Annotated in this window: 20 protein-coding genes; 8 read left to right on the top strand and 12 right to left on the bottom strand. The window is 68.2% G+C overall.

Annotated elements, in window-relative coordinates; translation table 11 throughout:
* Positions 1-68 precede the first annotated feature (68 nt).
* From AKI39_RS01110 to AKI39_RS01100, 3 genes are all read right to left on the bottom strand, one after another.
* A complete protein-coding gene (locus tag AKI39_RS01110; RefSeq protein WP_066631646.1) occupies positions 69-830 on the bottom strand; it encodes a molybdopterin-dependent oxidoreductase in 762 nt (253 codons plus the stop codon).
* Complete coding sequence (locus AKI39_RS01105) at positions 823-1,368, bottom strand: cytochrome b/b6 domain-containing protein (protein ID WP_083229048.1); 546 nt, start codon at positions 1,366-1,368, stop codon at positions 823-825. The genes AKI39_RS01110 and AKI39_RS01105 overlap by 8 nt, the downstream gene beginning before the upstream one ends.
* A 152-nt stretch (positions 1,369-1,520) precedes the next feature.
* Complete coding sequence (locus tag AKI39_RS01100; protein WP_066631644.1) at positions 1,521-2,168, bottom strand: hypothetical protein; 648 nt, start codon at positions 2,166-2,168, stop codon at positions 1,521-1,523.
* Positions 2,169-2,347: 179 nt separating this feature from the next.
* On the opposite strand from AKI39_RS01100, the gene AKI39_RS01095 reads away from it, so the two are divergent.
* The 3 genes from AKI39_RS01095 to AKI39_RS01085 all read left to right on the top strand — a co-directional run bounded on the left by AKI39_RS01095 (position 2,348) and on the right by AKI39_RS01085 (position 5,029).
* Positions 2,348-3,043, top strand: coding sequence for a heavy metal response regulator transcription factor (locus AKI39_RS01095; protein ID WP_066631642.1), 696 nt, complete (start codon positions 2,348-2,350; stop codon positions 3,041-3,043).
* Positions 3,016-4,494, top strand: coding sequence for a heavy metal sensor histidine kinase (locus tag AKI39_RS01090; RefSeq protein WP_066631640.1), 1,479 nt, complete (start codon positions 3,016-3,018; stop codon positions 4,492-4,494). Before AKI39_RS01095 ends, AKI39_RS01090 begins: the two co-directional genes overlap by 28 nt.
* Positions 4,495-4,699: 205 nt before the next feature.
* Positions 4,700-5,029 carry a DUF4148 domain-containing protein gene (locus AKI39_RS01085; RefSeq protein WP_083228558.1) on the top strand — a complete coding sequence of 110 codons (330 nt, stop codon included), beginning with the start codon at positions 4,700-4,702 and terminating at the stop codon, positions 5,027-5,029.
* Between the two features lie 188 nt (positions 5,030-5,217).
* Here AKI39_RS01085 and AKI39_RS01080 read toward each other — a convergent pair whose 3' ends face one another.
* Positions 5,218-5,901 carry a UdgX family uracil-DNA binding protein gene (locus AKI39_RS01080; protein WP_066631638.1) on the bottom strand — a complete coding sequence of 228 codons (684 nt, stop codon included), beginning with the start codon at positions 5,899-5,901 and terminating at the stop codon, positions 5,218-5,220.
* A gap of 180 nt (positions 5,902-6,081) precedes the next feature.
* Here AKI39_RS01080 and AKI39_RS01075 point away from each other — a divergent pair, with 180 nt between their 5' ends.
* The 4 genes from AKI39_RS01075 to AKI39_RS01060 all read left to right on the top strand — a co-directional run bounded on the left by AKI39_RS01075 (position 6,082) and on the right by AKI39_RS01060 (position 11,155).
* Positions 6,082-7,083 (top strand): tripartite tricarboxylate transporter substrate binding protein, encoded by a 1,002-nt coding sequence (locus tag AKI39_RS01075; protein ID WP_066631636.1) that lies wholly within the window; start codon positions 6,082-6,084, stop codon positions 7,081-7,083.
* A gap of 163 nt (positions 7,084-7,246) precedes the next feature.
* A complete protein-coding gene (locus tag AKI39_RS01070) occupies positions 7,247-8,137 on the top strand; it encodes an FAD binding domain-containing protein (protein ID WP_066631634.1) in 891 nt (296 codons plus the stop codon).
* Between the two features lie 67 nt (positions 8,138-8,204).
* A complete protein-coding gene (locus AKI39_RS01065; RefSeq protein ID WP_066631632.1) occupies positions 8,205-8,711 on the top strand; it encodes a (2Fe-2S)-binding protein in 507 nt (168 codons plus the stop codon).
* Positions 8,708-11,155 (top strand): xanthine dehydrogenase family protein molybdopterin-binding subunit, encoded by a 2,448-nt coding sequence (locus AKI39_RS01060; protein WP_083228556.1) that lies wholly within the window; start codon positions 8,708-8,710, stop codon positions 11,153-11,155. Before AKI39_RS01065 ends, AKI39_RS01060 begins: the two co-directional genes overlap by 4 nt.
* A gap of 84 nt (positions 11,156-11,239) precedes the next feature.
* Here AKI39_RS01060 and AKI39_RS01055 read toward each other — a convergent pair whose 3' ends face one another.
* From AKI39_RS01055 to AKI39_RS01025, 7 genes are all read right to left on the bottom strand, one after another.
* A complete protein-coding gene (locus tag AKI39_RS01055) occupies positions 11,240-12,241 on the bottom strand; it encodes an NADPH:quinone oxidoreductase family protein (protein WP_066631630.1) in 1,002 nt (333 codons plus the stop codon).
* Positions 12,242-12,274: 33 nt separating this feature from the next.
* A complete protein-coding gene (locus AKI39_RS01050) occupies positions 12,275-12,763 on the bottom strand; it encodes a PaaI family thioesterase (protein WP_083228555.1) in 489 nt (162 codons plus the stop codon).
* Complete coding sequence (locus AKI39_RS01045) at positions 12,760-14,457, bottom strand: class I adenylate-forming enzyme family protein (protein ID WP_235610721.1); 1,698 nt, start codon at positions 14,455-14,457, stop codon at positions 12,760-12,762. Before AKI39_RS01045 ends, AKI39_RS01050 begins: the two co-directional genes overlap by 4 nt.
* 177 nt (positions 14,458-14,634) lie before the next feature.
* The gene (locus AKI39_RS01040) at positions 14,635-15,291 is read right to left on the bottom strand and encodes an SRPBCC family protein (RefSeq protein WP_066631626.1); all 657 of its coding nucleotides are present in this window, start codon (positions 15,289-15,291) and stop codon (positions 14,635-14,637) included.
* 149 nt (positions 15,292-15,440) lie between these two features.
* Positions 15,441-17,870 (bottom strand): xanthine dehydrogenase family protein molybdopterin-binding subunit, encoded by a 2,430-nt coding sequence (locus AKI39_RS01035; RefSeq protein ID WP_066631624.1) that lies wholly within the window; start codon positions 17,868-17,870, stop codon positions 15,441-15,443.
* Positions 17,867-18,442: a (2Fe-2S)-binding protein gene (locus AKI39_RS01030; protein ID WP_066631622.1), complete on the bottom strand. Its 576-nt coding sequence runs from the start codon at positions 18,440-18,442 to the stop codon at positions 17,867-17,869. The genes AKI39_RS01035 and AKI39_RS01030 overlap by 4 nt, the downstream gene beginning before the upstream one ends.
* A gap of 16 nt (positions 18,443-18,458) precedes the next feature.
* Positions 18,459-19,331: an FAD binding domain-containing protein gene (locus AKI39_RS01025; RefSeq protein WP_066631616.1), complete on the bottom strand. Its 873-nt coding sequence runs from the start codon at positions 19,329-19,331 to the stop codon at positions 18,459-18,461.
* 200 nt (positions 19,332-19,531) lie between these two features.
* Here AKI39_RS01025 and AKI39_RS01020 point away from each other — a divergent pair, with 200 nt between their 5' ends.
* Complete coding sequence (locus AKI39_RS01020; RefSeq protein WP_066631612.1) at positions 19,532-20,422, top strand: polysaccharide deacetylase family protein; 891 nt, start codon at positions 19,532-19,534, stop codon at positions 20,420-20,422.
* Between the two features lie 56 nt (positions 20,423-20,478).
* Here AKI39_RS01020 and AKI39_RS01015 read toward each other — a convergent pair whose 3' ends face one another.
* Entirely contained in the window at positions 20,479-21,549 is a 1,071-nt protein-coding gene (locus AKI39_RS01015; RefSeq protein WP_083228554.1) for a Bug family tripartite tricarboxylate transporter substrate binding protein, read from the bottom strand.
* Positions 21,550-21,985 lie beyond the last annotated feature (436 nt).

The following is a 21,985-nucleotide window of genomic DNA, read 5'->3' as shown; positions in this document are numbered from 1 at the left end:
ATCGATGCAGGGGGCGCAGCTGTCAGCCCACAGGCCCCGCTACGGCCCGCGGGGGCTGGTGCCTGGAACTAGATCCCGCTGAACCAGTTATAACCCTGGTCTTCCCAATACCCGCCGGGATAGGTGTTCGTGACGAACATCGCTACGATGTGCTTGGGGTTCTTGAAGCCCAGCTTGGTGGGTACGCGCAGGCGCAGCGGCTGGCCGTAATCGGCCGGCAGTTCGGAGCCGCCGAAGTCCAGCGCCAGGATGGTTTGCGGATGCAGGGCCGTCGGCATGTCGATGCTGCCGTAATAGCGGTCGGCGCACTTGAAGCCGACATAGCGCGCGGTGAGATCGGCGCCGATGTGTTGCAGGAAGGCCTTCAGCGGAATGCCGCTCCACTGGCCGATGGCGCTCCAGCCTTCGATGCAGATCAGTCGCGTGATCTGGCTGGCCTGCGGCAGTTGCCGCAATTCCTGCAAGGTCCACGCGTGCTTGTCGGCCACCATGCCCGAGACCTCCAGGCGCCAGGCGGACACGTCGACATCCGGCACGCTGTATTCCGGATAGTAGGCATTGAAGGGGAACGGATCGGTGACCTGGCTGGCCGCGTAGGTGGGGGCGAGCTTGTTCTGGTTGAACAGCCAGGCCTGCACACGGTCGTTCCAGCGCGACATGGCCCACAACACCTTGTCGAAGGTATCGCCGTCCTGCATATTGCATCCGCTCATCATGGCCAGCGCGCCCAGCGACAGGCCGCCGCGCAGCAGCAGGCGGCGCTGCGCGCGATGCAGCTGGCTGCGCTGGGCAGGCTCCAGGATCAGGCGCGGACGTTTGCGTTCAGGCATCGGGGGCTCCGTGGGCGCGGCCGGTGATCATCGGCGGCAGGGTGCGGGGCACGAGGATCACCAACAACAGGTGCACCGCCACGAACAGGCCGATGCCGGCCATGGCGCAGAAATGGACGATGCGCGCGGCCGCGAAGCCGCCGAACAGATCCGTCAGCTCGCTCAGCTGCACGGGCTTCCAGATGGCCAGGCCGGACAGCACGATCAGCACGCCCAGCACCAGGACGGCCAGGTACAACACTTTCTGCACGGCGTTGTAGCGGCCCGGCGTATGCGGCAGGCGCAGCTTCAGCGCCGCCACTGCATCGTGCGCGACGGCCCTGGGTGTCACGTCCATCAGGTCGCGGCGCAAATGGCCGGACGCGATGCCGGCGACGAGGTACACCAATCCGTTTCCGACCAGCAGCCACATCACCGCGAAATGCCAGATGGTCGCGGCGCCCAGCCAGCCGCCCAGCGTGGCCCATTGCGGGAAGCTGAAGCCGAAGATCGGCGAGGCGTTGTAGATGCCCCACCCGCTCATGAACATGCAGGCCATGGCATAGACGTTCAGCCAGTGCGTGATGCGCACATAAAGCGGGTGGGCGCTTGGGCGGCGGAATCGCGGCCCATGGGCACGCGGGCGCGCACCCGGTCCAGGCGACTCCGCGTTGCCAAGTGGACGTACGGACAAAAGTGATCTCCCCGGCCTTACATCGGCGGTATCGTGCCGTCCTTGCCCGCGACGATCGTGCTGGCCGTCAGGCTGCCGTCGGCGTTCTTGGTCGGGAACACGAGCACCGGCGCACCGGTCTTGAGCAAGGCGCGGTCGCCGGGTTCCATGTAGACGATGGGCACGTCGGGCGGCACGACCACGGTTTTTTCTCCGTCCTTGTACTTGACCTTCATGGTGGTGCCATTGGTGCCGACCAGGCTGCCTACCGTACCGTTGGTCATCTGACCGGTCTTGCCGTCCGCGCCTTCCCACGGCCGGTTGCCCTCGCCCGAGCCGCGCAGCGAGGCCGCGAAGACATGGACTTCCAGGGCCTTCAGCGTGCCGTCCGGCTGCGGCGTTGCGGCCGTGCCGATGAAGCTATCGGGCTTGATATCGCCGAGCTTCGCCAGCGACACGGCGCGCACCGCGACATTGGGCGGAATCGCCATGCTGACGTCCTTGCCGTTGCGTGCCTTGACCAGCAGCGTGGTGTCCGTAATCTGCTCGATCTTGCCACGCACCGCCAGGCGGTTCGCCGGCGCCTGCTGGGCTTGCTGGGCCTGGGCTACGGCCATACCGCCCGTCATGCCCCCCGCCAGCAGTACGCCGGCGCACAAGGCGCCGATCCGATAACGCTTGTTCATACGCTTCTCCGTCAGGCAATGCCGGGCCGCGGGAGCGGCCGGCGGGAAAGTCCCCGCAGGGACGACAAATCTATCCTGCCGCCCGCAGGGGGACGGCAAGATGACGCGTGGATGACAATAATGTCATGAAGCGGTGGATGCAAACCGATAGAATCGTCGGCAGGCAATAGAGGTGCGGTGTGCGCATACTGGTGGTCGAAGACGACCTCAAAACCGGCGAGTACCTGAAGAAAGGGCTGAGCGAATCGGGCTACGCGGTGGATCTGGCGCGCCACGGCGCGGATGGCCTGCACCTGGCGCTGGAACAGCGCTATGACCTGATCGTGCTGGACGTCATGTTGCCAGGCATCAACGGCTGGCAGATCATGGAAACGCTGCGCAGGCACAAGGACGTGCCCGTGCTGTTCCTGACCGCGCGCGACCACCTGCAGGATCGCATACGCGGCCTGGAACTGGGCGCGGACGACTACCTGGTCAAACCGTTTTCCTTTACCGAGCTGGTGCTGCGCGTGCGCACGCTGCTGCGGCGCGGCGTGGTGCGCGAGGCGGACCACCTCAGCCTGGCGGACCTGCACATCGACGTGCTGCGGCGCCGCGTCACCCGCATGAATACCGCCATCGCGCTGACCACCAAGGAGTTCACGCTGCTGCATCTGCTGGTGCGCCGCGAAGGCGAAGTCCTCTCGCGGGCCATCATCGCGTCGGAAGTCTGGGACATGAACTTCGACAGCGATACCAATGTGGTCGACGTCGCGATCAAGCGGCTGCGCGCCAAGGTGGACCGTCCTTTCGAATCCAAGCTGATTCATACCGTACGCGGCATCGGCTACGTCTGCGAGGTGCGCGAATGCGCGGACAACGCCGACGCTCCCTGACCCTGCGCACCGCCTTGATGTTCGCGTTGCTGGCGGCGCTGGTCGTCAGCATGGCGGGCGTCTACCTGTACAAGTCCATGGAAGCGAGCATGATTTTCCGTGGCGACGTCGGGCTGGTCGGCCGGGTCGAACGCTTTCGCATGCTGCTGCGCGATACGCTCACGCTGGATGAAATCCGCGCGCGGCCCGCCCTGTTCGAAAACATGCTGGGCAATGAACAGGACATCCTGATCTTCCGCATGCCCCGCACGGGACCGGTAATGGACATCAACCCGGGCGGGCAGACACTGCCGGCCATCGTGCCGGTGGCGCAGGACCAACCGCTCGCGACGGGCGACGTGCATCCCGCCCTGACCGCCCAGGGCGGCGCCATGCGCGTGGTGGCCGCGATGACGCGTACCGTGGACGGGAGGGCCGTGGAAGTGCAGGCCGCGCATCTGCTGGTGAACGAAACGCGCATGCTGCGCGATTACCGCCGGCGGATCGCCCTGGCGACGGCGGCGGCCTTCCTGTCCATCGCGATGCTGGGCTACCTGGCCCTGCGGCGCGGCCTGCGGCCGCTGCGCGCCATGGCGGCGCAGGCCGCCCGCATCACCCCGGCCAACCTGGACCAGCGCCTGAACCTGGCCGATACACCACAAGAATTGCGCGAGGTCGCCGCCTCGTTCAATGCCATGCTGGACCGCCTGGCCGACGGCTATCAGCGCCTGACGCAGTTCTCCGCCGACCTTGCGCACGAAATCCGCACGCCCATCGGCGCGCTGATAGGGAATTGCCAGGTGGCCCTGTATCAGCGCCGCACGCCGGAGGACTATGAAAGCGTGCTCGCGTCCGGCCTGGAAGAATTGGAACGCATGTCGCGCCTGGTGGAAAACATCCTGTTCCTGGCCCGCGCCGACAATGCCCAATCGGCGCTGGACCACGCGCAGCTGGACCTGGCGACGGAGCTGGCCCGCGTGGCGGACTATTTCGAGGGCTTGGCGGAGGAACGCGGCATCCAGCTGCGCTGCGAGGCGGCGGGCCACGTCCATGCGGACGCCATCCTGTTCCGCCGGGCCCTGGGCAACCTGGTGGCCAATGCCGTGCGTTATGCCGACGCGGACAGCACGGTCACGCTATCGGCCGAAACCACCGCCGATGCCGTCCTGGTGCACGTGGACAACCACGGCGCGCCCATCCCGCGCGAACGGCTGGGAAAGCTGTTCGACCGGTTTTATCGCGCCGACGTGTCGCGCAGCGCCGGGTCCGACGCCAGCGGCCTGGGACTGGCCATCGTGCGGGCCATCATGGCGCTGCACGGTGGGAGCGCGCGGGTGGAATCGTCCCCGGACGGCCATATCCGCTTCACGCTGCGCTACCCGGCGGCCACGGCCGCCAGGCCGGTGGACACGGCGCGCGCCTTGGCGGCGGCCACGGAGCCGGGACGCGAAAAGGTAGCGTTCAATCGATAAATCGCTGCCTCGGCTACATAGGTCGACACTATCGATTTATACTTTTTTACATCGCAACCTTTTTCTATTGGTCCGCTATTTGGAAAAGTGTATTCGCGGACCAAGGGTTTATCCCTACCATTCTGACGCGCACAATATCCATGCGTCGGAAACAAGCGCAGCGCAACTGCCCCCTGTTTCCTCAATCGACTACTGGAGAAGTGCCATGAAGATCCAAACCATCGTTTCATCCGTCGCCCTGTCCTTGGCCCTGGTGGCCGGCGCCCAAGCGGGCACCCCGCGCGGCGACGTCGACAACACGCCTTTCCAAGGCGTGTACGGCCAGGTAGACAGCCAGGCCACCAGCCGCGACCAGGTCGTGGCCCAACTGCAGCAAGCGCGCGCGGCCGGCCTGACCGGCAACGACGACGTGGACAACGCGCCGTTCACCGCGCAGACCGCGGCGCCCTCCGTGCCTGCGGCGGCTTCCACGGGTAGCGCACACGGCGACGTCGCGTTCGGCGACATCGACAACCAGCCGTTCCAAGGCGTTTAAGCCCGGAACGGCGAGGCGCCGGCGGACACGCCGGCCGACCAGACCGGCCGCCCGCCCATAAGGCAGGCAGCAGCCCCGAAGAGAGGCGGGGCGTCTTCCGGTGCTCCTCTCGTGCAGTACCCATCGGCCCCGCCCTCACGGGGCCGATGTCTTTTTCGATGGCGGGTGCACGCGCCTGTCGGCCGGTATCAGTTGCCGGGCGCCGCGGGCGGCGCATCCTCCTCGCCGCTGGCGATGCGGCCCGCCCGCCGCAATGCGTCCACCAGGGCGGCATAGGCTATCGCCCGCCCGCGCTCGTCCGGCGCCCGCAGCACGGCGGACGGATGGTAGGTCGGCACCACGATAAGATCGCCGACCCGGACGGCCTGGCCCAGCATGGCGGTCAGGCGCACATCGGCGCGCTGCATCAGCGCGCGGAAGGCCGTCGCGCCCAGCGCCACCGCGACCCGTGGCCGCACCGACGCCAGTTCCTTTTCCAGCCAGTAATGGCAGGCCATGACTTCGCGCTGCGCCGGGGTCTTGTGCATGCGGCGCTTGCCGCGGGGATACCACTTGAAGTGCTTGACCGCATTGGTCACGAAGACGTCGTCGCGGCGCACCTGGGCATCGGCCAGGGCGCGGTCCAGCAGGCCGCCGGCTGGGCCGACGAAGGGCTCGCCCGCCCGGTCTTCCTGATCGCCTGGCTGCTCGCCCACCATCAGGATGGACGCCCGGCGCGGGCCGCGCCCGGGTACGGGCTGCGTCGCGTCGTGCCATAGGGCGCAGCGGCGGCATTCCTCCAGCGTACGGGGCTGCTGCCCCGGCTGGACGAGGGCATCCTTGGGCTGCGTCGGCTCGGCGGACGCGGTCTTCTTTACCGGGCGTGTCGTCATGGCGCGGGCTGGGAAAGGTTGGCGCGGCGACCGTTCTCCGGCCTACCGGCCGCGGTCCGCGCGCCCCGGTGTCGAGCAAAAACCGCACCCGTTCTAGGGTAAGTACCAAATATGGTACACAGACCAAAAATGGTATCTTGCGCCGATAACCGGGAATCCGGGGACCAAGGGGTTTACACGATGACGCAGCGACACCATGCCCGCACCGGCCGGCGTGCCTTCCCAGCCATTGCCTTCGCCTTGTGCGCCGGCGCCATGGTGCTCGCCGCCAGCGCCGCATCTGCCGCGTATCCGGATCACCAGATCACCCTGGTCGTGCCCTACGCTCCAGGTGGCGGGGTGGACTCCGTGGGGCGGATACTCAGCCGGGGCCTGGCCAAGGAGCTGAATCAGTCGGTGGTCGTGGAAAACCGCCCCGGCGCGGGCGCCACGGTCGGTGCCGGCTATGTCAAGCGCGCGGCGGCGGACGGCTACACGATGATGGTGGTGGACCCCGCCCTGATCATCAATCCCAGCCTGATGGCCAACCTGCCCTACGACCCCCTGCGCGACTTCACGGCGGTGTCCATGCTGACCCTTTCGCCGCTGATGCTCTCCGTCACCAACGGCCTGCCGGCCAAGAGCGTGGCCGAGCTGCAGGGCATGGCCAAGACGGGCGGCCAGGGGCTGAGCTTCGCGTCGGCCGGCATCGGCACCACGCCGCACATGGCCGGCGAATTGTTCAAGCTGAAGACCCAGGGCAACTTCATCCACGTGCCGTACAAGGGCTCCGGTCCCGCGATGACCGACCTTATTTCCGGTCAGGTGCAGTTTTCCTTCTCCACCATCGCCGCGGCATCGCCCTTCGTCACCACGGGCAAGATCCGCGCGCTGGCCACCACCGGCGACAAGCGCAGCCCCGACTGGCCCCAGCTGCCGACGGTGGCCGAAACCGTGCCGGGATTCAAGGTGCTCTTCTGGACCGGCCTGTTCGTGCCGTCCCAGACACCGCCCGATGTCGTGCAGAAATTGAACGCGGCGGTCGCCAAGGTCTGGCAAAGCGAGGAGGCCCAGGAAGCGCTGAAGAAAATCGGCGAAACCGCGGCGCCGCCCATGAGCTCGGCGCAGAGCCAGGACTTCGTGCACTCGGAAAGCCGGATGTGGGCGACCGTGGTGAAGGACGCCAATATCAAGGTCGACTGATATCGCGGCGGCGGCGCGCGCCTGGGCGTGGGTCCCCGCGGTAATGCGGCGCCGCCGCGCTTGCATTGCCGACGTACCAAAATTTGTATAGCATTCCAATAAAAATACATTGCGGCGCCGCGCCATCGTGGCTCGGCGCCAGCGCCCTCCACGTTCTGGCGGTATGAAGCCCTCGGTTTTCAACTATCACGATCCGCGGACCATCGACGACGCCGTCGGTCTGCTCGGACGCCTGGAGAACGCGCGGCCGCTGGCGGGCGGCCAATCGCTGATGGCGATGATCAACATGCGCTTCGTGCAGCCGGACCACCTGGTGGACCTGAACAAGGTGGCGGAACTGGCGGGCATACATGAATCCCCCGACGAGATCCGCATCGGCGCCATGACGCGCCAGCGCGACCTGGAGTTCTCGGCGCTGATCGGGGCGCGCATCCCGCTGATGAGCGAAGCGCTGCTGCACGTGGGCCATCGCCAGACGCGCAACCGCGGCACGCTGGGCGGTTCGCTTTGCCACCTGGATCCCGCGGCCGAACTGGTCGCCGTGGCCGCCGCCTGCGACGCGGTGGTCGAAGTGGCGGGCCCGAACGGCCGCCGCGACATTCCCTTCGATGCCTTCCCGCTCGGCTTCATGATGCCGTCGGTGCAGGCCGATGAGCTGGTCGTCGGCGCGCGCTTCCCGCTGTGGCCGCGCGGGCACGGCGCTGCGTTCTTCGAATTCTCGCGCCGCCATGGCGATTTCGCCATCGTGTCGGCCGCGGCGCTGATCGCGTTGGACGACCGCCGGCGCATCGCGCGCAGCGCGCTGGTGCTGGGCGGCGTGGGCGCCGTGCCGCTGCGCATGGCGGACGTGGAAACCGTGCTGGCCGGCAATACGCCGTCGGCCGAACTCGTGCGCCAGGCCTCGGAGCAATGCCGTGGCGTGGAGGCGCTGGACGACGCGCTGGTGCCGGGCAGCTACCGCCAGAGCCTGGCGGTGGTGATGGCGCGCCGCGCCTTGGCCACCGCCTGTGCGCGGGCCGGCGCGCCCATCGCCGAAGCCGGAATCCCTGCATGAACACCGGACTGGGGACGGCGGCTCGACACGGGCGCGCCGCACTCCATCGACGTACCAAGGTATCGCCATGACTACTGCCGTCAACGAACAGACCCGCCAGATCGCCGTCCGCGTCAACGGCAAGGAGTACGCGTCCGACGTACGCGTCCGCCTGACGCTGGCCGACTTCCTGCGCCATGAATTGCGGCTGACCGGCACGCACGTCGGCTGCGAGCACGGCGTGTGCGGCGCGTGCACCGTATTGATGGACGGCCTGTCGGTCCGCTCCTGCCTGACCCTGGCGGTGCAGGCGGACGGCCACGACATCACCACCATCGAGGGCCTGGCTTGTGAGGGCCGGCTGCATCCGATCCAGCAGGCCTTCAAGGACGAACACGGCCTGCAATGCGGCTTCTGTACGCCGGGCATGCTGACCACGCTGGCCGAATTGCTGAACAGCAATCCGCATCCGACCGAGGCGGAGATCCGCGTGGCGATCTCGGGCAACCTGTGCCGCTGCACCGGCTACGACGGCATCGTCAAGGCTACCTTGGCCGCCGCGGAACAGCTGCGCGGCAACGGAGCGCGGCCATGAGCCCGCTGGACAGCCCCGCCGTGGATCTTCCGGAGGTCCGGCCCGCCGAACGCCCGGCGGAGAAACCGGCCCAGGCGCCGGGCCAGACGCCCGGCGAACAGCGCGAACGGGAACACGGCAAGCCGCAAGGCGGCAGGACCATCGGCGTCAATGTGCCGCGCGTGGAAGACCACGCGCTGCTGACGGGCACTGCGCGCTTCGTCGACGACATCGACGCGCCGGGGATGCTGCACGCGGCCTTCGTGCGCAGCGACAACGCGCATGCGGCGATACGCGCCATCAACACCACCGCGGCCGCGGCCGCCCCCGGCGTGCATGCGGTGCTGACGCTGACGGACCTGATGCCGTACCTGACCAGCGCGGAACTGGTGACGGCACTGCCCAGCCCCAGCTTTCGCCTGAACCTGCATCGTCCGGTATTGGCGTCGACCGAAGCCGCCTATGTGGGCGAAGCGATCGCCGTGGTGATCGCGCAAGACCGCTACCTGGCCGAGGACGCGGCGGCGCTGGTGGAGGTGGATTACGATCCGCTGCCCGCCGTGGCCGATTGCCGCACGGCGCTGCGGGAAGGCGCGCCGACGGTTCACCGCAGCGCGCCGCACAACCTGGTGGCCGAGTTCGACCTGGCCTACGGCGATGTCGACGCCGTGTTCGCATCGGCGCCGCACGTGTACGGCGAATCGCTGGTGCAGCATCGCGGCGGCAGCCATTCCATCGAATGCCGCGGCGTGGTGGCCCGCTACGACCCGCTGGACGACCTCCTGACGGTATGGAGTTCCACGCAGACGCCGCTGCCGGCCCGGCAGATCCTCTGCGACCTGCTGGGACGCGGGCCCGACCAAGTCCGCGTGATCACGCCGGACGTGGGCGGCGGCTTCGGCCCCAAGCTGGTCTTCTATCCGGAAGAAGCCGTTGTGGCGGTGGCGGCGCTGATGCTGCACCGCCCCGTGAAGTGGATCGAGGACCGGCGCGAGCATTTCATATCGACCACGCAGGAACGCGACCAGATCTGGGATGTGGAGATCGCGGTCGACGGCGACGCGCGCATCCTGGGCGTGCGCGGCACCTTGCTGCACGATCACGGCGCCTACAACGTGCGCGGCACGAATGTGCCTTACGGCGCGGGCGCGGCGATGACGCTGGCGTATCGGGTGCCCGCGTACCGCCTGGACATCAAATGCGTGGCCACCAACCGGGTGCCCGTTACGCCGGTACGCGGCGCGGGACAGCCGCAAGGTGTGTTCGCCATGGAGCGCCTGCTGGATCGCGTCGCGCGCGAGCTGAACCTGGACCGCGCGGAGGTCCGCCGCCGCAACCTGGTGCCGGCCGATGCCATGCCCTACGCCACCCCGATGAAAACGCGCGGCGGCATGCAGGTGGTGCTGGATAGCGGAGATTTCCCGCGCTGCCAGGCGATGGCTTTGGAACAAGCGGGTTGGGACGGCTTTCCGGCGCGGCAGGCGATCGCGCGCGGGCAAGGCAAGCGCCTGGGCATCGGCCTGGCGAACTCGGTCGAGGGGACCGGCCGGGGCCCCTATGAACAGATCCGCGTGCGCATTACGACGCAAGGCATCGTGCAGGTGCATTCCGCCGCCGCCGCCATGGGGCAGAGCACGCGCACGATGCTGACGCAGGTGGTGGCGGAACAGCTGGGCGGCGACATGGACAACGTGCATGTGACGACCGGCGACAGCCAGTCTTCCGTGCAGGGCTTCGGCGGCTTCAACAGCCGGCAGGCGGTGATGGCCGGCAGCTCCGCGCACAAGGCCGCGCAAGCGGTGCGCCGCCAGGTACTGGAGGTCGGCGCCGCCGTGATGCGGCTACCCGTGGAGACACTGGATATCGAAGGACGGCACGTGGTCGCGCGAGGTTCCGACGCCCGGGCCAGCCTGGGCGAGTTGGCCCGGGCGGCCGCGGGCCTGCCGGGATTCATGATGCCGGGCGCGACGCCGGGCCTGGAAGCCACGGAGCACGTCGTCATCAACGACATGGCCTACGGCAACGCCACCGCGGTGGCGGAAGTCGAAGTCGATATCGAGACGGGTGCGGTCACCTTGCGCCAGATCGTCTTCGCGCATGATTGCGGACGGGTCATCCATCCCAAGATCGTCGAAGGACAATTGTTGGGCGGCATCGCGCATGGCGTGGGCAATGCGCTGTTCGAGCACATGGGCTATGACGAGAATGCGCAGCCGGTGACCACGAATCTGGCGGAATACCTGCTCGTCACCGCCACCGAGATGCCGCGGATTGCGCTGACCCATCTTGAATCGCCCACGCCGCTGAATGCGCTGGGCGTCAAGGGCGTGGGCGAAGCCGGCGTGCTGCCGATCACCGCCGCCGTGGCGTCGGCGGTCGATCACGCGCTGGAAGGTACGGGCGTGCATATCACCCGTGTGCCGATTTCGCCGGTGGATGTGCTGCAGGCCCTGGAAGCCCGGTAACGCCGAATGAGTCGCTGGCCGGCGCGTGGTCGGGGCAGTTAAGGCCCGGCCTGTGCGGCGGCCGAGCCTATTCCATGGGCTGCCTCAATCCGCGGCGGTGGCGGGCACCAGTACCAGCCGGCCCCGCGCCGTGCGTGCCTCCAGTTGATGCAGCGCCTCGCGCACCTGGTCCAGCGGCATCACCGTCGCGGGCGGCGCGGCAAGCTGGCCGGCCTGGTAAAGCCGGAAGATCTCCTGGATGCAATGGCGCATTTCGTCGGGCGCTTTCTTCCGGTAGTCGCTGACCTGCACGCCGCTGACTTCCATGTTTTTCAGCATGACGTAGTTGACCTTCAGCGTCGGAATGCGGCCAGCCGCGAAGCCGATCACCACATAGCGGCCGCGCCAGGCCACCGCACGTATCGCCGCGTCGAAGATGTCGCCGCCCAATGGGTCCAGCACGATGTCCGCGCCGGCGCCGCTGGTCGCGGCGTGGACTTGCGCGCGCAGGCTCTCGCGCAGGTCGGGCGTGGACAGGTCGACGATGGCGTCGGCCCCGGCGCGCCGCACCGGGTCCGCCTTGGCCGCACTGCCGACCGCGGCCAGGACGCGCAGGCCATAGGCCTTGGCCAACTGCACGGCCGCCAGGCCTACCGCGCCGGTGGCGCCCAGCACCAGCACCGTATCGCCCGCCTTGGCCCGGCCGCGTTCGCACAGCGCGAACCAGGCGGTGTCGAAACCCAGCGACATGGCCGCGGCATCGATGAAGGACAGCGTGTCGGGCAAGCGAAAGCAGCTGGCGGCCGGGACCGCGATTTTCTCGGCATAGCCGCCGTGTTCGGCCAGTGTCAGCACGCGGTCGCCCGGCTTCACGTCCGTGACGCCGGCCCCGATGGCGCTGACGATGCCGGTGGGAAGCTTGCCCGGTGAAAACGGCCGTTCCGGCAGGAACTGGTATTTTCCGGCGACGATCAGGGTATCGACGAAGTTGGCCGCGATGGCCTGGATATCGACGACGACCTGGCCCGGGCCGGCCACCGGATCGGCCACGGTTTCCATGCGCAATTGTTCGATCGCGCCGAACTCCCTCAGAATAGCTGCCTGCATGGTGCGGGTCCTATGAATGCGTGCGTGGGCGCGCTACGGGGCACGGCCCAGGTCCAGGGTACTGAAGGTGCCACGGCCCACGGCGCAAGGCGCCGCGCCCGCCGCGTGCGCGACTTCGACGTCCGCGCGCGCGATGGCGCGCCCCAGCCGCAGCACCTTCGCGGTGGCATAGAGATCGGCGCCCGGGGCGGGCTTCAGGTAATCGATGCGCAGGTCCACCGTGGGGGCCATGCGCCCGGTTTGCACGGCCACGGCCGCGTGCGCCGCCATGTCGATGAGCGCCGCGATGACGCCGCCATGGATGTTCTCCGAATCCGCCGCGCGGCGCAGCGCGGGGCTGTAGGGCAGCCGGATGACCACGATGCCGGTGACGGCGTCGGCGGAGACCGCGACGGGGTTGAGCAGGGCATGGAAGGGCGGATGCGCCAGCTCATGCCGCAAGCGCCGCAGCATTGCATCGGCATCGCCGGCGGCATGCGTCGCGGCGATCACGGGTGTGCCCTCCTGTGGCGCGCTGCTCATGGCGTTTGCTTCGCCGTCGCGGCGGTGGCCGTGGGTTGCCAGCGCACGGCCAGCGGCGCGAGGCGGCCGGTCCTGACGTCCTCGACCAGGTCGCGCTTGAAGATCTTGCCGCTGGCGGTCAGCGGGATTTCCGGCAACTCGAGGTAGTACTCCGGCATGTCGTAGCGCGACAGGCCGGAAGCGTCCAGGTGTGCCAGCATGTCTTCGGCGGCCAGGCTGGCGCCGGGCTTGAGCATGACCGCCAGGCAGACTTTTTCCCCCAGGCGCGCGTCGGGCACCGGCAGCACGGCGGCGCGCGCCACGGCCGCGTGCTGCATTGCCAGGTTTTCGATGCGCGCCGGATAGATGTTGTGCCCGCCGCGGATGATCAGGTCTTTCTTGCGGCCGGTGATCACCAGGTAGCCGTCGGCGTCCAGGCGGCCGACGTCGCCCGTCATGAACCAGCCGTGCGAATTGAAGGCGCTTTCCGTGGCCTTCTGGTTGTCGAAGTAGCCCAGCATCAGGCTGGCGCCGCGTCCGCCGATCTGGCCGGTTTCGCCCACCGGCACTTCCGTGTCGGGATCGTCCGTGGACCAGATCTTGACCTCGTAGCTGGCGCAGGCGCGGCCCGATGTCTCGATGATGCGGCGTGGGTCGTCGCCAGGCAGCGTGTAGTGATGCGAGCACGCTTCGGTCATGCCGTAGCCGCTTTGCGGCATGACGCCGTAGCACAGCAGCTCCGCCACCACGTCGCGCGGCGCGGCCGCGCCGGAGATGCGGAAACCCTGCAGCGCGCCGACGCGCGACAGGCCGCGCGCCTTCAGTTCCGCCAGCAGGTCGACCGCATGCGTGGGCACGCCGAAGAGGAAGGTCGCGCCGGTATCCAGCAGCCGGTCCAGCACGCTGGCGCCGCGCGGCAGGTCGTGCACGACAAGTTCGCCGCCGGTGGCCAGGGCGCTGACCAGCGCGCCCAGGCCCAGGTTGTGGCTGAGCGGGCTCATGGTGTAGATAACGGAGGACGGGCCGAAAGACCAGTCCTTGGCGATCTCGCGCGCGTTCGCCAGCAGCGTGTTGTCGCTGTGCATCACGCCCTTGGGCGCGCCCGTCGTGCCGGAGGTGAAGGCCAGATAGACCAGCCGGTTCGGCTCGGTGGACCAGGTATCGCCGGCGGCGGGCGCCGGTGCATCGAACAGCGGCGTGCCGGACGGGCGCCGGGCCACGGGCGGCAAGGCGATCAGATGGCGCAGCGTGGGCACGCGCGCCAGCATGGCGAAGATATCGTTGCGCTCGGCGTCGGCGCCGTAATCCGTTTCGCCGATGAAGGCGGCCGCGCCCGCGCTTTCCATCAGCGCCAGCACATCCGGCGCGGTGTGGTCGCGATGCAGCGAGGGGCAGCACGCATAGGCGTTGCGCGAGCAGGCCAGCAGCGCGATCGCGGTCTCCACGCGGCTGGACATCCAGACACCGACGCGTTGCCCGGCCCGTACGCCGGCCGCCTGCAGCGTCGCGGCCAGCCGGTCCGCCGCGGCGATCAGTTCGGCATAGGTCAGGCGCAGTCCCCGGTCGCGCACCGCATACGCCCGCGGCGCGGCCTGCGCGTGGCGCCGCGCCGCCATGTATATGGTTTCGTCCCGCCAGAAGCCCGCCTCATAGAACGCCGCCATCCGCTCGGCGCTCAGCAGGGTCAGTACGGTGTTGATGGAAGGCTTGGTCAAGGATCGCTCCGTGCGGCCCATGCGGCCGTCTTGGCCTGGACATGTGCTTGGTAAAAATCGGGAAAAGTGTCTTTTTTTGTACTGCGAGGGCGTGCGAAGCGGGCGGTCACGCGTGCAGGGCGCGGTGGCGGGCAGGCCCCGGGGCGCGGCGGCCGCGCCGGCGCCTGGCCGCCGCCGTCAGCGCGACGAACCGCCGAACCAGCCGCGGATCATGGCCCACAGCGAGGACAGGATCAGCGAAAAGCCGCTGATGGGCTTGGCCGGCTGGACCGGCGGCCGCGCTGCCTGGCGCGGCGCGGCGGGCGCCCCGTCCATGCCGGCGGCCGCGGCGCCCGCAGTGCCTTGCGACACGCCCGGCGCCGCGGGCACTTCGGCCTGCCGGCCTTGGGAAATCTGCGCTTCCAGGTTCCTGGAGAACTGCGAGATGATCTGGTTGGCGACGGTCTGGATCATGCCGACGCCGCGGCCGTACTGCGCCACCGCGCCGGACAGCGTCAGGTCGGTATCGATGATGACCTTGGACCCTTTCGCGCTGGGCTGCAGGCCGAACCGGATCGTGGTGTTGGCGTTGCCGCGCCCCTTGGCGTCCGCCCCGCTGGCCTTGATGCGCGCGGTATGCGCGGCGTTGTCGATTTCCTCGAAGGCCGCGTTGCACAGGAAGGACAGGGCGACGGGCCCCAGCTTGACGGCGACCTTGCCCTTGAAGGTTTTCTCGTCGACGATTTCCACCAGTTCGGCGCCGGGCATGCAAGGCACGATGCGTTCGATGTCCATCAGGACGGGCCATGCCTGGTCCGGCGGCAGCGATACTTCGAAGTCGTTGGTGAATTGCATGACGGTGGTCCTCCCCGGTGCGCCAGGCGGTGGCGCTGGCGTAAATGTCTTCTATCCAGGTCCCGGCGCGCGGCGATGGGCGCATGCCGCGCGGCGCGCGCCGGCGCAAGATCCGGGAGCATGTGGCAGTGTAGCAGCTCTATGCCAAATTAAATACTCGTACCAAAAACAGTACACCACTCCGTCCGTGCGCGGAGCTCAGGGCGGGGGATCTTCGCCGCCGGGCGTTCCCGTGCCTCCCGCGCGGCGATGTGGCGCCGCACGTCCAGCGGCTTGATCGGCAGCCGCGTCACGAAGCCGGGCGCGCCCAGCGCATCGTCCACGGCCGCGGCGATCGCCGCGCCGGCGGCATTCGTGCCGCCCTCCCCGGCGCCCTTCAGGCCCATGGGGTTCAGGGGGCTGGGCGCGTCTTCCGTGATCAGCACGTCCACCGGCGGCATCTCATGCGCGGTGACCATGACGTAGTCGGCGAAGGTCGTCGACAAGGGCTGGCCTTCGGCGTCATAGGTGAATTCCTCGAACAGCGCGCCCCCGATGCCCTGGGCCAGGCCGCCGACGATCTGGCCTTCGATCAGCATGGGATTGACCGCGCGGCCCACGTCGTAGGCCACCAGGTATTTTTCGATGCGCACCTGCCCGGTGTCGGCGTCGATGCACACCTGCGCCGCGTGCACGCCATAGGGGTAGTTCATGTGGTCGCTGTAGAACCATCCCTCGGCGGACAAGCCGGGTTCATGCCCGTCGCTGGTGCGCGAGCCGGGATGCAGGTAGCGGGCCACTTCCTCCAGCCCGACAGTGCGGCCGTCCGGCTCGGCGGTGCGCCGAATGCGGCCGCCGCCTATCGTCAGGTCGGCGGGCGTGGCGTCCAGCAGCTTCGCGGCCACATCCAGCGCCTTCGCGCGCACCTTGCGCGCGGCAATTTGCGTCGCCGATCCCGACATCACGGTGACCCGCGACGCATGCGCGCCGTTGCCGAATTCGATAAGGTCTGTGCGTCCGTGGATGACGCGCACGCGGCGGTAATCCACTCCCAGCTCCTGCGCGCAGATCTGCGCCAGCGCTGTTTCCATGCCCTGTCCGACGGAGCCGGCCCCCGTGACGAGTTCGATCGCGCCGCTGGCGTCGACGGTCAAGCGAACCATGTCCGATGGCCCCAGGCCGGATTTCTCGACGAACATCGCCAGGCCCAGGCCCACGCATTCCCCGGCCGCGCGGCGGCGCGCCAGGTCCGCCTGCAGGCGCGGCCAGTCCAGCCGCGCCAGCGTCTTGTCGATGAGCCCGTCGTAGTCGCCCGAATCCAGCACCACGTCGGTACCCAGGGCATCGAGCGGACGGGCGTAGGGCATCTCGTGCGCCTTGACCAGATTGCGGCGTCGCGCCTCGATGGCGTCGATGCCGATCCGCTGCGCGATGGCGTCCATCAGGCGCTCGCGCACGAAGGTGGTTTCATAGCGTCCTGGCGAGCGGTAGGTCGCCGCCGGCGTCTTGTTCACCAGACGATAGTGGCCCGCCACTTCGTAGGCCGGCACGCGATAGGGCCCCAGCAACAGGCCCGCCGACATATCGGCCACGCGCGCGCCGTGCGTGCGCGTGTAGGCGCCCTGCGCGTGAAAGAAGGTATTTCGTATGCCCAGGATGTGGCCTTGCGCGTCGACAGCGGCTTCTATCCGGTGTTGCTGTTCGCGCGAATGGTTGGTCGCCATGAGATTCTCGCGGCGGTCCTCGATCCACTTGACGGGCCGGCGCAGGCGCAGCGCGGCCAGGCACACCAGCACGTCCTCGGGATAGATTTCGCCGCGCACGCCGAAACCACCCCCCACGTGGCCTTCGTACAGGTGAAAGCTGCTGGGACTGCGGCCCAGCATTTTCGCCATCTCGTCGCGGTTCCAGTGCGACTTCTTCGCCGCCCCGTACATTTCCAGGACATCGCGCGCGGCGTCGTAGCGGGCCACCGCGCCGCGGCATTCCAGCGGCACGCCGGAATGCCGGCCTATGGAAAGCTCCAGCGCGATCACGGCGTGCGCCGCCGCGAAGGCGGCCGCCACGTCGCCGTAGCCCTTGCGGATCACCGTCGGTTCCGTGTTCAGGCCGGGCAGGAACTCGCCGGGCGCGTCGGTGGCGGACAGGATGGGCGGCAAGGGATCGATCTGGACGTCGACGAGATCCGCGGCGTCCTCCGCGATATAGGGGGTGTCCGCGAACACCACCGCAACGGGTTCGCCGACGTAGCGCACGCGCTCCCGCGCCAGGATGGGCTGGCAGTAGGGTTCCAGGCCGGTAACCTTGGTGGCGCGGAACGGGATGGGCGGGATATCGGCCACGTCCGCACCCGTCCAGGCCGCGACCACGCCGCGCAGGGCCAGCGCCCGCGCGGTATCGATGGCGACGATGCGTCCATGGGCCGTCTGCGCCCGCACCACGCGCATATGCAGTTGCCGCGGAAAATTGACGTCGCCGGCGAAGCAGGCTTCGCCGCGTACCAGCGGAGGATCTTCCAGGCGCGATACCGAGCGTCCGACGATGCGTTCGTCCGTCACGGGCGCGTCCACGCGCGGTTCGTCGACTACGTGAGCATTCATTGTGTACCCTCCTGTCGCTGCGCGACATCCTCCCCATGGGAGGGAGCGCCGCCTTCAGGCGGCCGCGCGAGGGTGCCGGCGGCCATGGCGGAGCGCGCGGCGCGCACCGCGGCCAGGATGTTCTGGTATCCGGTACAACGGCACAGATTCGACGACAGAACGTCCAGGAGTTCCTCATCGCTGATGTCCGGGTTGCGCTCCAGCGCGCCGGTCGCCAGCATCAGGAAGCCCGGTGTACAGAAGCCGCACTGCAAGGCATGGTGGTCCATGAAGGCTTGCTGCATCGGATGAAAGTGCGGGCCGTTGGCCAGTCCTTCCACGGTGCGGATGCAGCTGCCTTCGGCCTGTACCGCGAACATCAGGCAGGACCGCACCGGTTCGCCGTCCATCAGCACGGTGCAGGCGCCGCAGACGCCGTGTTCGCAACCGATGTGCGTGCCGGTCTGGCCGCAGTCGTCGCGGATGGCGTCGACCAGCGTCTTGCGTGCCTCCACCCGGAGCGGGTATTGCACGCCGTTGATCCTCAGCACGATGTCGTGGTCCGCGCCCGCTGTGTCGTCACGCTCGTTCATCGATATCTCCTGCTCGCTACCGTGCCGGCACGTCGTCATGGGCCTGGGCCAGCGCGCGCTCCACGACGGCGCGCACCAGGTCGCGCCGGTAGGCCCGTTCGTCCTCGCCGCTATCGGTCGGTTCGGCTTCCATCGCCGCGGCCTCGGCCGCGCGCGCGTAGGCGTGCGCCCCGGGCGTCTCGCCCTCCAGGCAGGCCTGCGCCGCGGGCATGCGGCGCGGGCGGTCTTCCACGCCGCCCACGCCGATCCGGACATCGCGCATCACGCCGTCACGCAGCTCGTACGTGGCCAGCGCCATGGCCTGCGCGAAATCGCCGGCGCGCCGGCTGTATTCGTGAAAGCCGTGGCGCGTGCCCGCGGGCAGCACCGGCAGGCTGGCGCTGACCAGCAATTCGTCGGCGGCCAGGTCGGTGGCCATATAGCCGTGGAAGAACCCGCGCGCGTCGATATGCCGCGTGCCGCGCAGGCTGCGCGCTTCGAAGACCGCGTCCAGCGTGGCCGCGACCAGGCACCATTCGGAGGCCGGATCGGCGTTGGCGATGCTGCCGCAGAAAGTGCCGCGCGTACGGATGGGCAGGTGCGCGATATGGCGCACGACCGTGGACAAGAGCGTGCCCAGCGGGCCCGGCGCGGCGGGCGCGTGGAAATCGGCGTGGCGCACGCAGGCGCCGATGTGCAGCCTGCCGTCGCGCAGCTCGAGCCGGCGCAGTTCGTCGATACGGTTGATGTCGACCAGATAGGCGGGCCGTGCCAGGCGCAGCGCCATCGCGGGAACCAGGGTCTGGCCGCCGGCGAGCACGCGTCCGTCCTGCTCGCAGACGTCGGCAAGAATCATCACCGCCTGGTCCACGGAGGTGGGTTCGTAGTGCACGAATCTGCTCGGTTTCATCGCCGGATACCCCCTGGCCGCAGGCCGGACAGCCGAAAGCGCGGTGTTATATTTATGGAATTATAACTATTTTTGGTACGGTCACAACGGACGTACCGCCGCCCGTCCCGCCATGCGTTCCATGACGCGGCGCCCCGCCCCGCGGGCGCCCCGTCCCAACCCAGGCTTCGGCCGCTCGAGTAGACCCGGAGAGAACCGCCATGCTGCTGCCCACCCACGACCGCTATCCCTATCGCGCCATCGGCGCGCGCAAAGACTACAGCTGGCCCGAAGGCAAGCGCATCGCGATGCACATCGGCTTGAATATCGAGATCTTCGCTTTCGGCACGGGCCTGAGCCACAACCTGACCGTGCCGCTGCCGGCGCCGGATCAGCGCGCCTTCGCGTGGACCGACTACGGCAACCGCATCGGTGTCTGGCGCATCCTGGACATGCTGGACGAACTGGGCCTGCCCGCCTCCCACCTGTGCAATACCGAGATCTTCAAGTACTGCCCGGAACTGATCGCGCCGATCAAGGCCCGCGGCGACGAGTTCATCGGCCACGGCCGCACCAACGCCGAGCGCCACGGCACGATGTGGGAACCGGACGAGGCCCGCTTCCTGGCCGAAGTGCGCGACGCCATCCTGGAGCATACAGGCCAGGAGGTGCGCGGCTGGATGGCGCCGTGGATGTCGCATAGCCGCCATACGCCGGACCTGCTGCAGGAAGCCGGCTACAAGTTCCTGATGGACTGGCCGGCGGACGACCAGCCGATCTGGATGAAGACGCGAGCCGGCCGCATCATGTCGGTACCCTATCCCCTGGAATTGAACGACTCTCCGCAGATGCTGGTGCGGCATCACACGCCCGACCAGTTCAGCCAGATGATCATCGACCAGTTCGAGGAAATGCTGGACCAGAGCGCCAAGCAGCCGCTGGTTTTCGGTATCGCGCTGCATACCATGGTGACGGGCCAGCCGTACCGCCTGCGCGCGATGCGGCGCGCGCTGAAGTACATCGCGGAACATCCGCGCCGCAACGAGGTGTGGTTCACTCGGCCCGGCGCGATCTACGACCATTGCGCGAAGCTGCCGGAAGGGACGATGTAGCGGCCAATGCGGGCGTGGCACCGCGCAGGATGCCGGGCACGATGCCCGGCATTTTTTCAATCGAGCGTGATGTTTGCCTTTTTGACGATGGCATCGAAGTTCGCGAAATTCTTCACGGTGCGCTCGGTGAATACGGCAGGCGTGGTGTACTGCACTTCCAGACCCTGCGATTCCAGCAAGGACTTCAAATCCGGGCGCTGCAAGGCGGCTTGGATGGCATTGGACAGGCTGTCGACGATGTCCGGAGGCGTGCCCTTGGGCGCATAGAATCCGAAGAGGTTCTCGGCGCTGAAGTTCTTGACACCGGCTTCGGTGATGGTGGGGACGTCCGGCAGCATGGGCAGGCGGTGGTCGCCGGCCACGGCAAGCACCCGCACCGCGCCGCTCTTCATGTGAGGCACGGCGGCGGGCGCACTCAGGAACATCAAGCTGGAATTGCCGGCGATCAAGTCCATCAAGGCCTGCGAACCGCCGCGATAGGGGACGTGGGTGATCTGCACGCCCGTGGTGAGCATCAGGAGTTCACCCTCCAGGTGGGAGAGCGTGCCGATACCGATGGAGGCAAAATTGTGCTTGCCGGGCTCGCGCTTGAGCAGGTCGATAAGCTGCGGGACGTTCTGCGGGGCGGACTTGGACGGCACGACGAGGATGTGCGGTGCCAGCGCCACGCCCGCGACGGCGGCGAAGTCGTCGCGCAGGTTGACGGAGGGCGGCGTCCTGGAGGCGGCTTTGAAGATGGCCGAGTCGGTAGTGCAGCCGAACAGGACGGTGTAGCCATCGGGCGCGGCGTGCGAGACGACCGACATGCCGATCAGGCCGCTGCCTCCGGTACGGTTCTCGACGACCACGGACTGTTTCATGGCTTCGGATATGCGCTGGCCGATGCTGCGCGCCAGCGTGTCGGTGGCACCGCCGACGGGATACGGTACGACGATGGTGATCGGGCGGTCGGGGAAGGCGGCGCGGGCGGGTCCTGCCGGGATGATGCTGGCGGTAGCGGCGGCCAGGGCCAATACGCAAAGTCTCATCGCAAGGTCGACACGGGCAGCCACGCGGCGTGCGGCCGCGATGCCGGACTGCAGCGGGGATCGACCAACGGTGGCGTGGCGATGAGGCAGGATGGACATGAGGGTTCCTGATCGGAAAGGGCCGATGGGGACTTCAGGTTGGGGGCTAGTTCTAGTGTTGGGATTTTTACCGTTTTTGGTACGGGGTGGTACGTGGGTATACCCTCGATGGGTGGTGCGTGGGGTTTTGCTTGCGGGGTGTGGTGTTCTCGGGGGTAGTTAGTGCTCTCGGGCCGTCCGTCGGGGGTGAGGCCTGTCGGGGCCGGCCCGGAGGAGCCGGTCCGCCGCCTTCGCGGCGGACTTCCGCGTCGTCATCCTCGTACGGCGGCCGAACGTCGTTTGGGTTCTTGCGGCTTTTTTGCCCGGCCGTCCTTCCTTCGGATTCCCTCGCGCGGCTCCTACGGGCCGGGCCCGACAGGCCTCACCCCCGACGGACTCCGTTGTGCCTTAATCACGGTCGCTGGGACGGGTGGGTTTCTTGCGCTTCGTCGGTGAT

This window comes from Bordetella sp. H567 (assembly GCF_001704295.1).
Lineage (GTDB): Bacteria > Pseudomonadota > Gammaproteobacteria > Burkholderiales > Burkholderiaceae_B > Bordetella_C.
This window is presented reverse-complemented; position numbering and strand designations above follow the sequence as displayed.

What these genes read in the sequence shown, in the direction of transcription:
- AKI39_RS01080 (WP_066631638.1), bottom strand. Translation starts at nt 5,901, where the DNA reads ATGACGACACGCCCGGTAAAGAAGACCGCGTCCGCCGAGCCGACGCAG.
- AKI39_RS01105 (WP_083229048.1), bottom strand. Translation starts at nt 1,368, where the DNA reads ATGGCCTGCATGTTCATGAGCGGGTGGGGCATCTACAACGCCTCGCCG.
- AKI39_RS01085 (WP_083228558.1), top strand. Translation starts at nt 4,700, where the DNA reads ATGAAGATCCAAACCATCGTTTCATCCGTCGCCCTGTCCTTGGCCCTG.
- AKI39_RS01075 (WP_066631636.1), top strand. Translation starts at nt 6,082, where the DNA reads ATGACGCAGCGACACCATGCCCGCACCGGCCGGCGTGCCTTCCCAGCC.
- AKI39_RS01030 (WP_066631622.1), bottom strand. Translation starts at nt 18,442, where the DNA reads ATGAACGAGCGTGACGACACAGCGGGCGCGGACCACGACATCGTGCTG.
- AKI39_RS01055 (WP_066631630.1), bottom strand. Translation starts at nt 12,241, where the DNA reads ATGCAGGCAGCTATTCTGAGGGAGTTCGGCGCGATCGAACAATTGCGC.
- AKI39_RS01110 (WP_066631646.1), bottom strand. Translation starts at nt 830, where the DNA reads ATGCCTGAACGCAAACGTCCGCGCCTGATCCTGGAGCCTGCCCAGCGC.
- AKI39_RS01065 (WP_066631632.1), top strand. Translation starts at nt 8,205, where the DNA reads ATGACTACTGCCGTCAACGAACAGACCCGCCAGATCGCCGTCCGCGTC.
- AKI39_RS01090 (WP_066631640.1), top strand. Translation starts at nt 3,016, where the DNA reads ATGCGCGGACAACGCCGACGCTCCCTGACCCTGCGCACCGCCTTGATG.
- AKI39_RS01015 (WP_083228554.1), bottom strand. Translation starts at nt 21,549, where the DNA reads ATGTCCATCCTGCCTCATCGCCACGCCACCGTTGGTCGATCCCCGCTG.
- AKI39_RS01070 (WP_066631634.1), top strand. Translation starts at nt 7,247, where the DNA reads ATGAAGCCCTCGGTTTTCAACTATCACGATCCGCGGACCATCGACGAC.
- AKI39_RS01035 (WP_066631624.1), bottom strand. Translation starts at nt 17,870, where the DNA reads ATGAATGCTCACGTAGTCGACGAACCGCGCGTGGACGCGCCCGTGACG.
- AKI39_RS01050 (WP_083228555.1), bottom strand. Translation starts at nt 12,763, where the DNA reads ATGAGCAGCGCGCCACAGGAGGGCACACCCGTGATCGCCGCGACGCAT.
- AKI39_RS01100 (WP_066631644.1), bottom strand. Translation starts at nt 2,168, where the DNA reads ATGAACAAGCGTTATCGGATCGGCGCCTTGTGCGCCGGCGTACTGCTG.
- AKI39_RS01060 (WP_083228556.1), top strand. Translation starts at nt 8,708, where the DNA reads ATGAGCCCGCTGGACAGCCCCGCCGTGGATCTTCCGGAGGTCCGGCCC.
- AKI39_RS01040 (WP_066631626.1), bottom strand. Translation starts at nt 15,291, where the DNA reads ATGCAATTCACCAACGACTTCGAAGTATCGCTGCCGCCGGACCAGGCA.
- AKI39_RS01025 (WP_066631616.1), bottom strand. Translation starts at nt 19,331, where the DNA reads ATGAAACCGAGCAGATTCGTGCACTACGAACCCACCTCCGTGGACCAG.
- AKI39_RS01020 (WP_066631612.1), top strand. Translation starts at nt 19,532, where the DNA reads ATGCTGCTGCCCACCCACGACCGCTATCCCTATCGCGCCATCGGCGCG.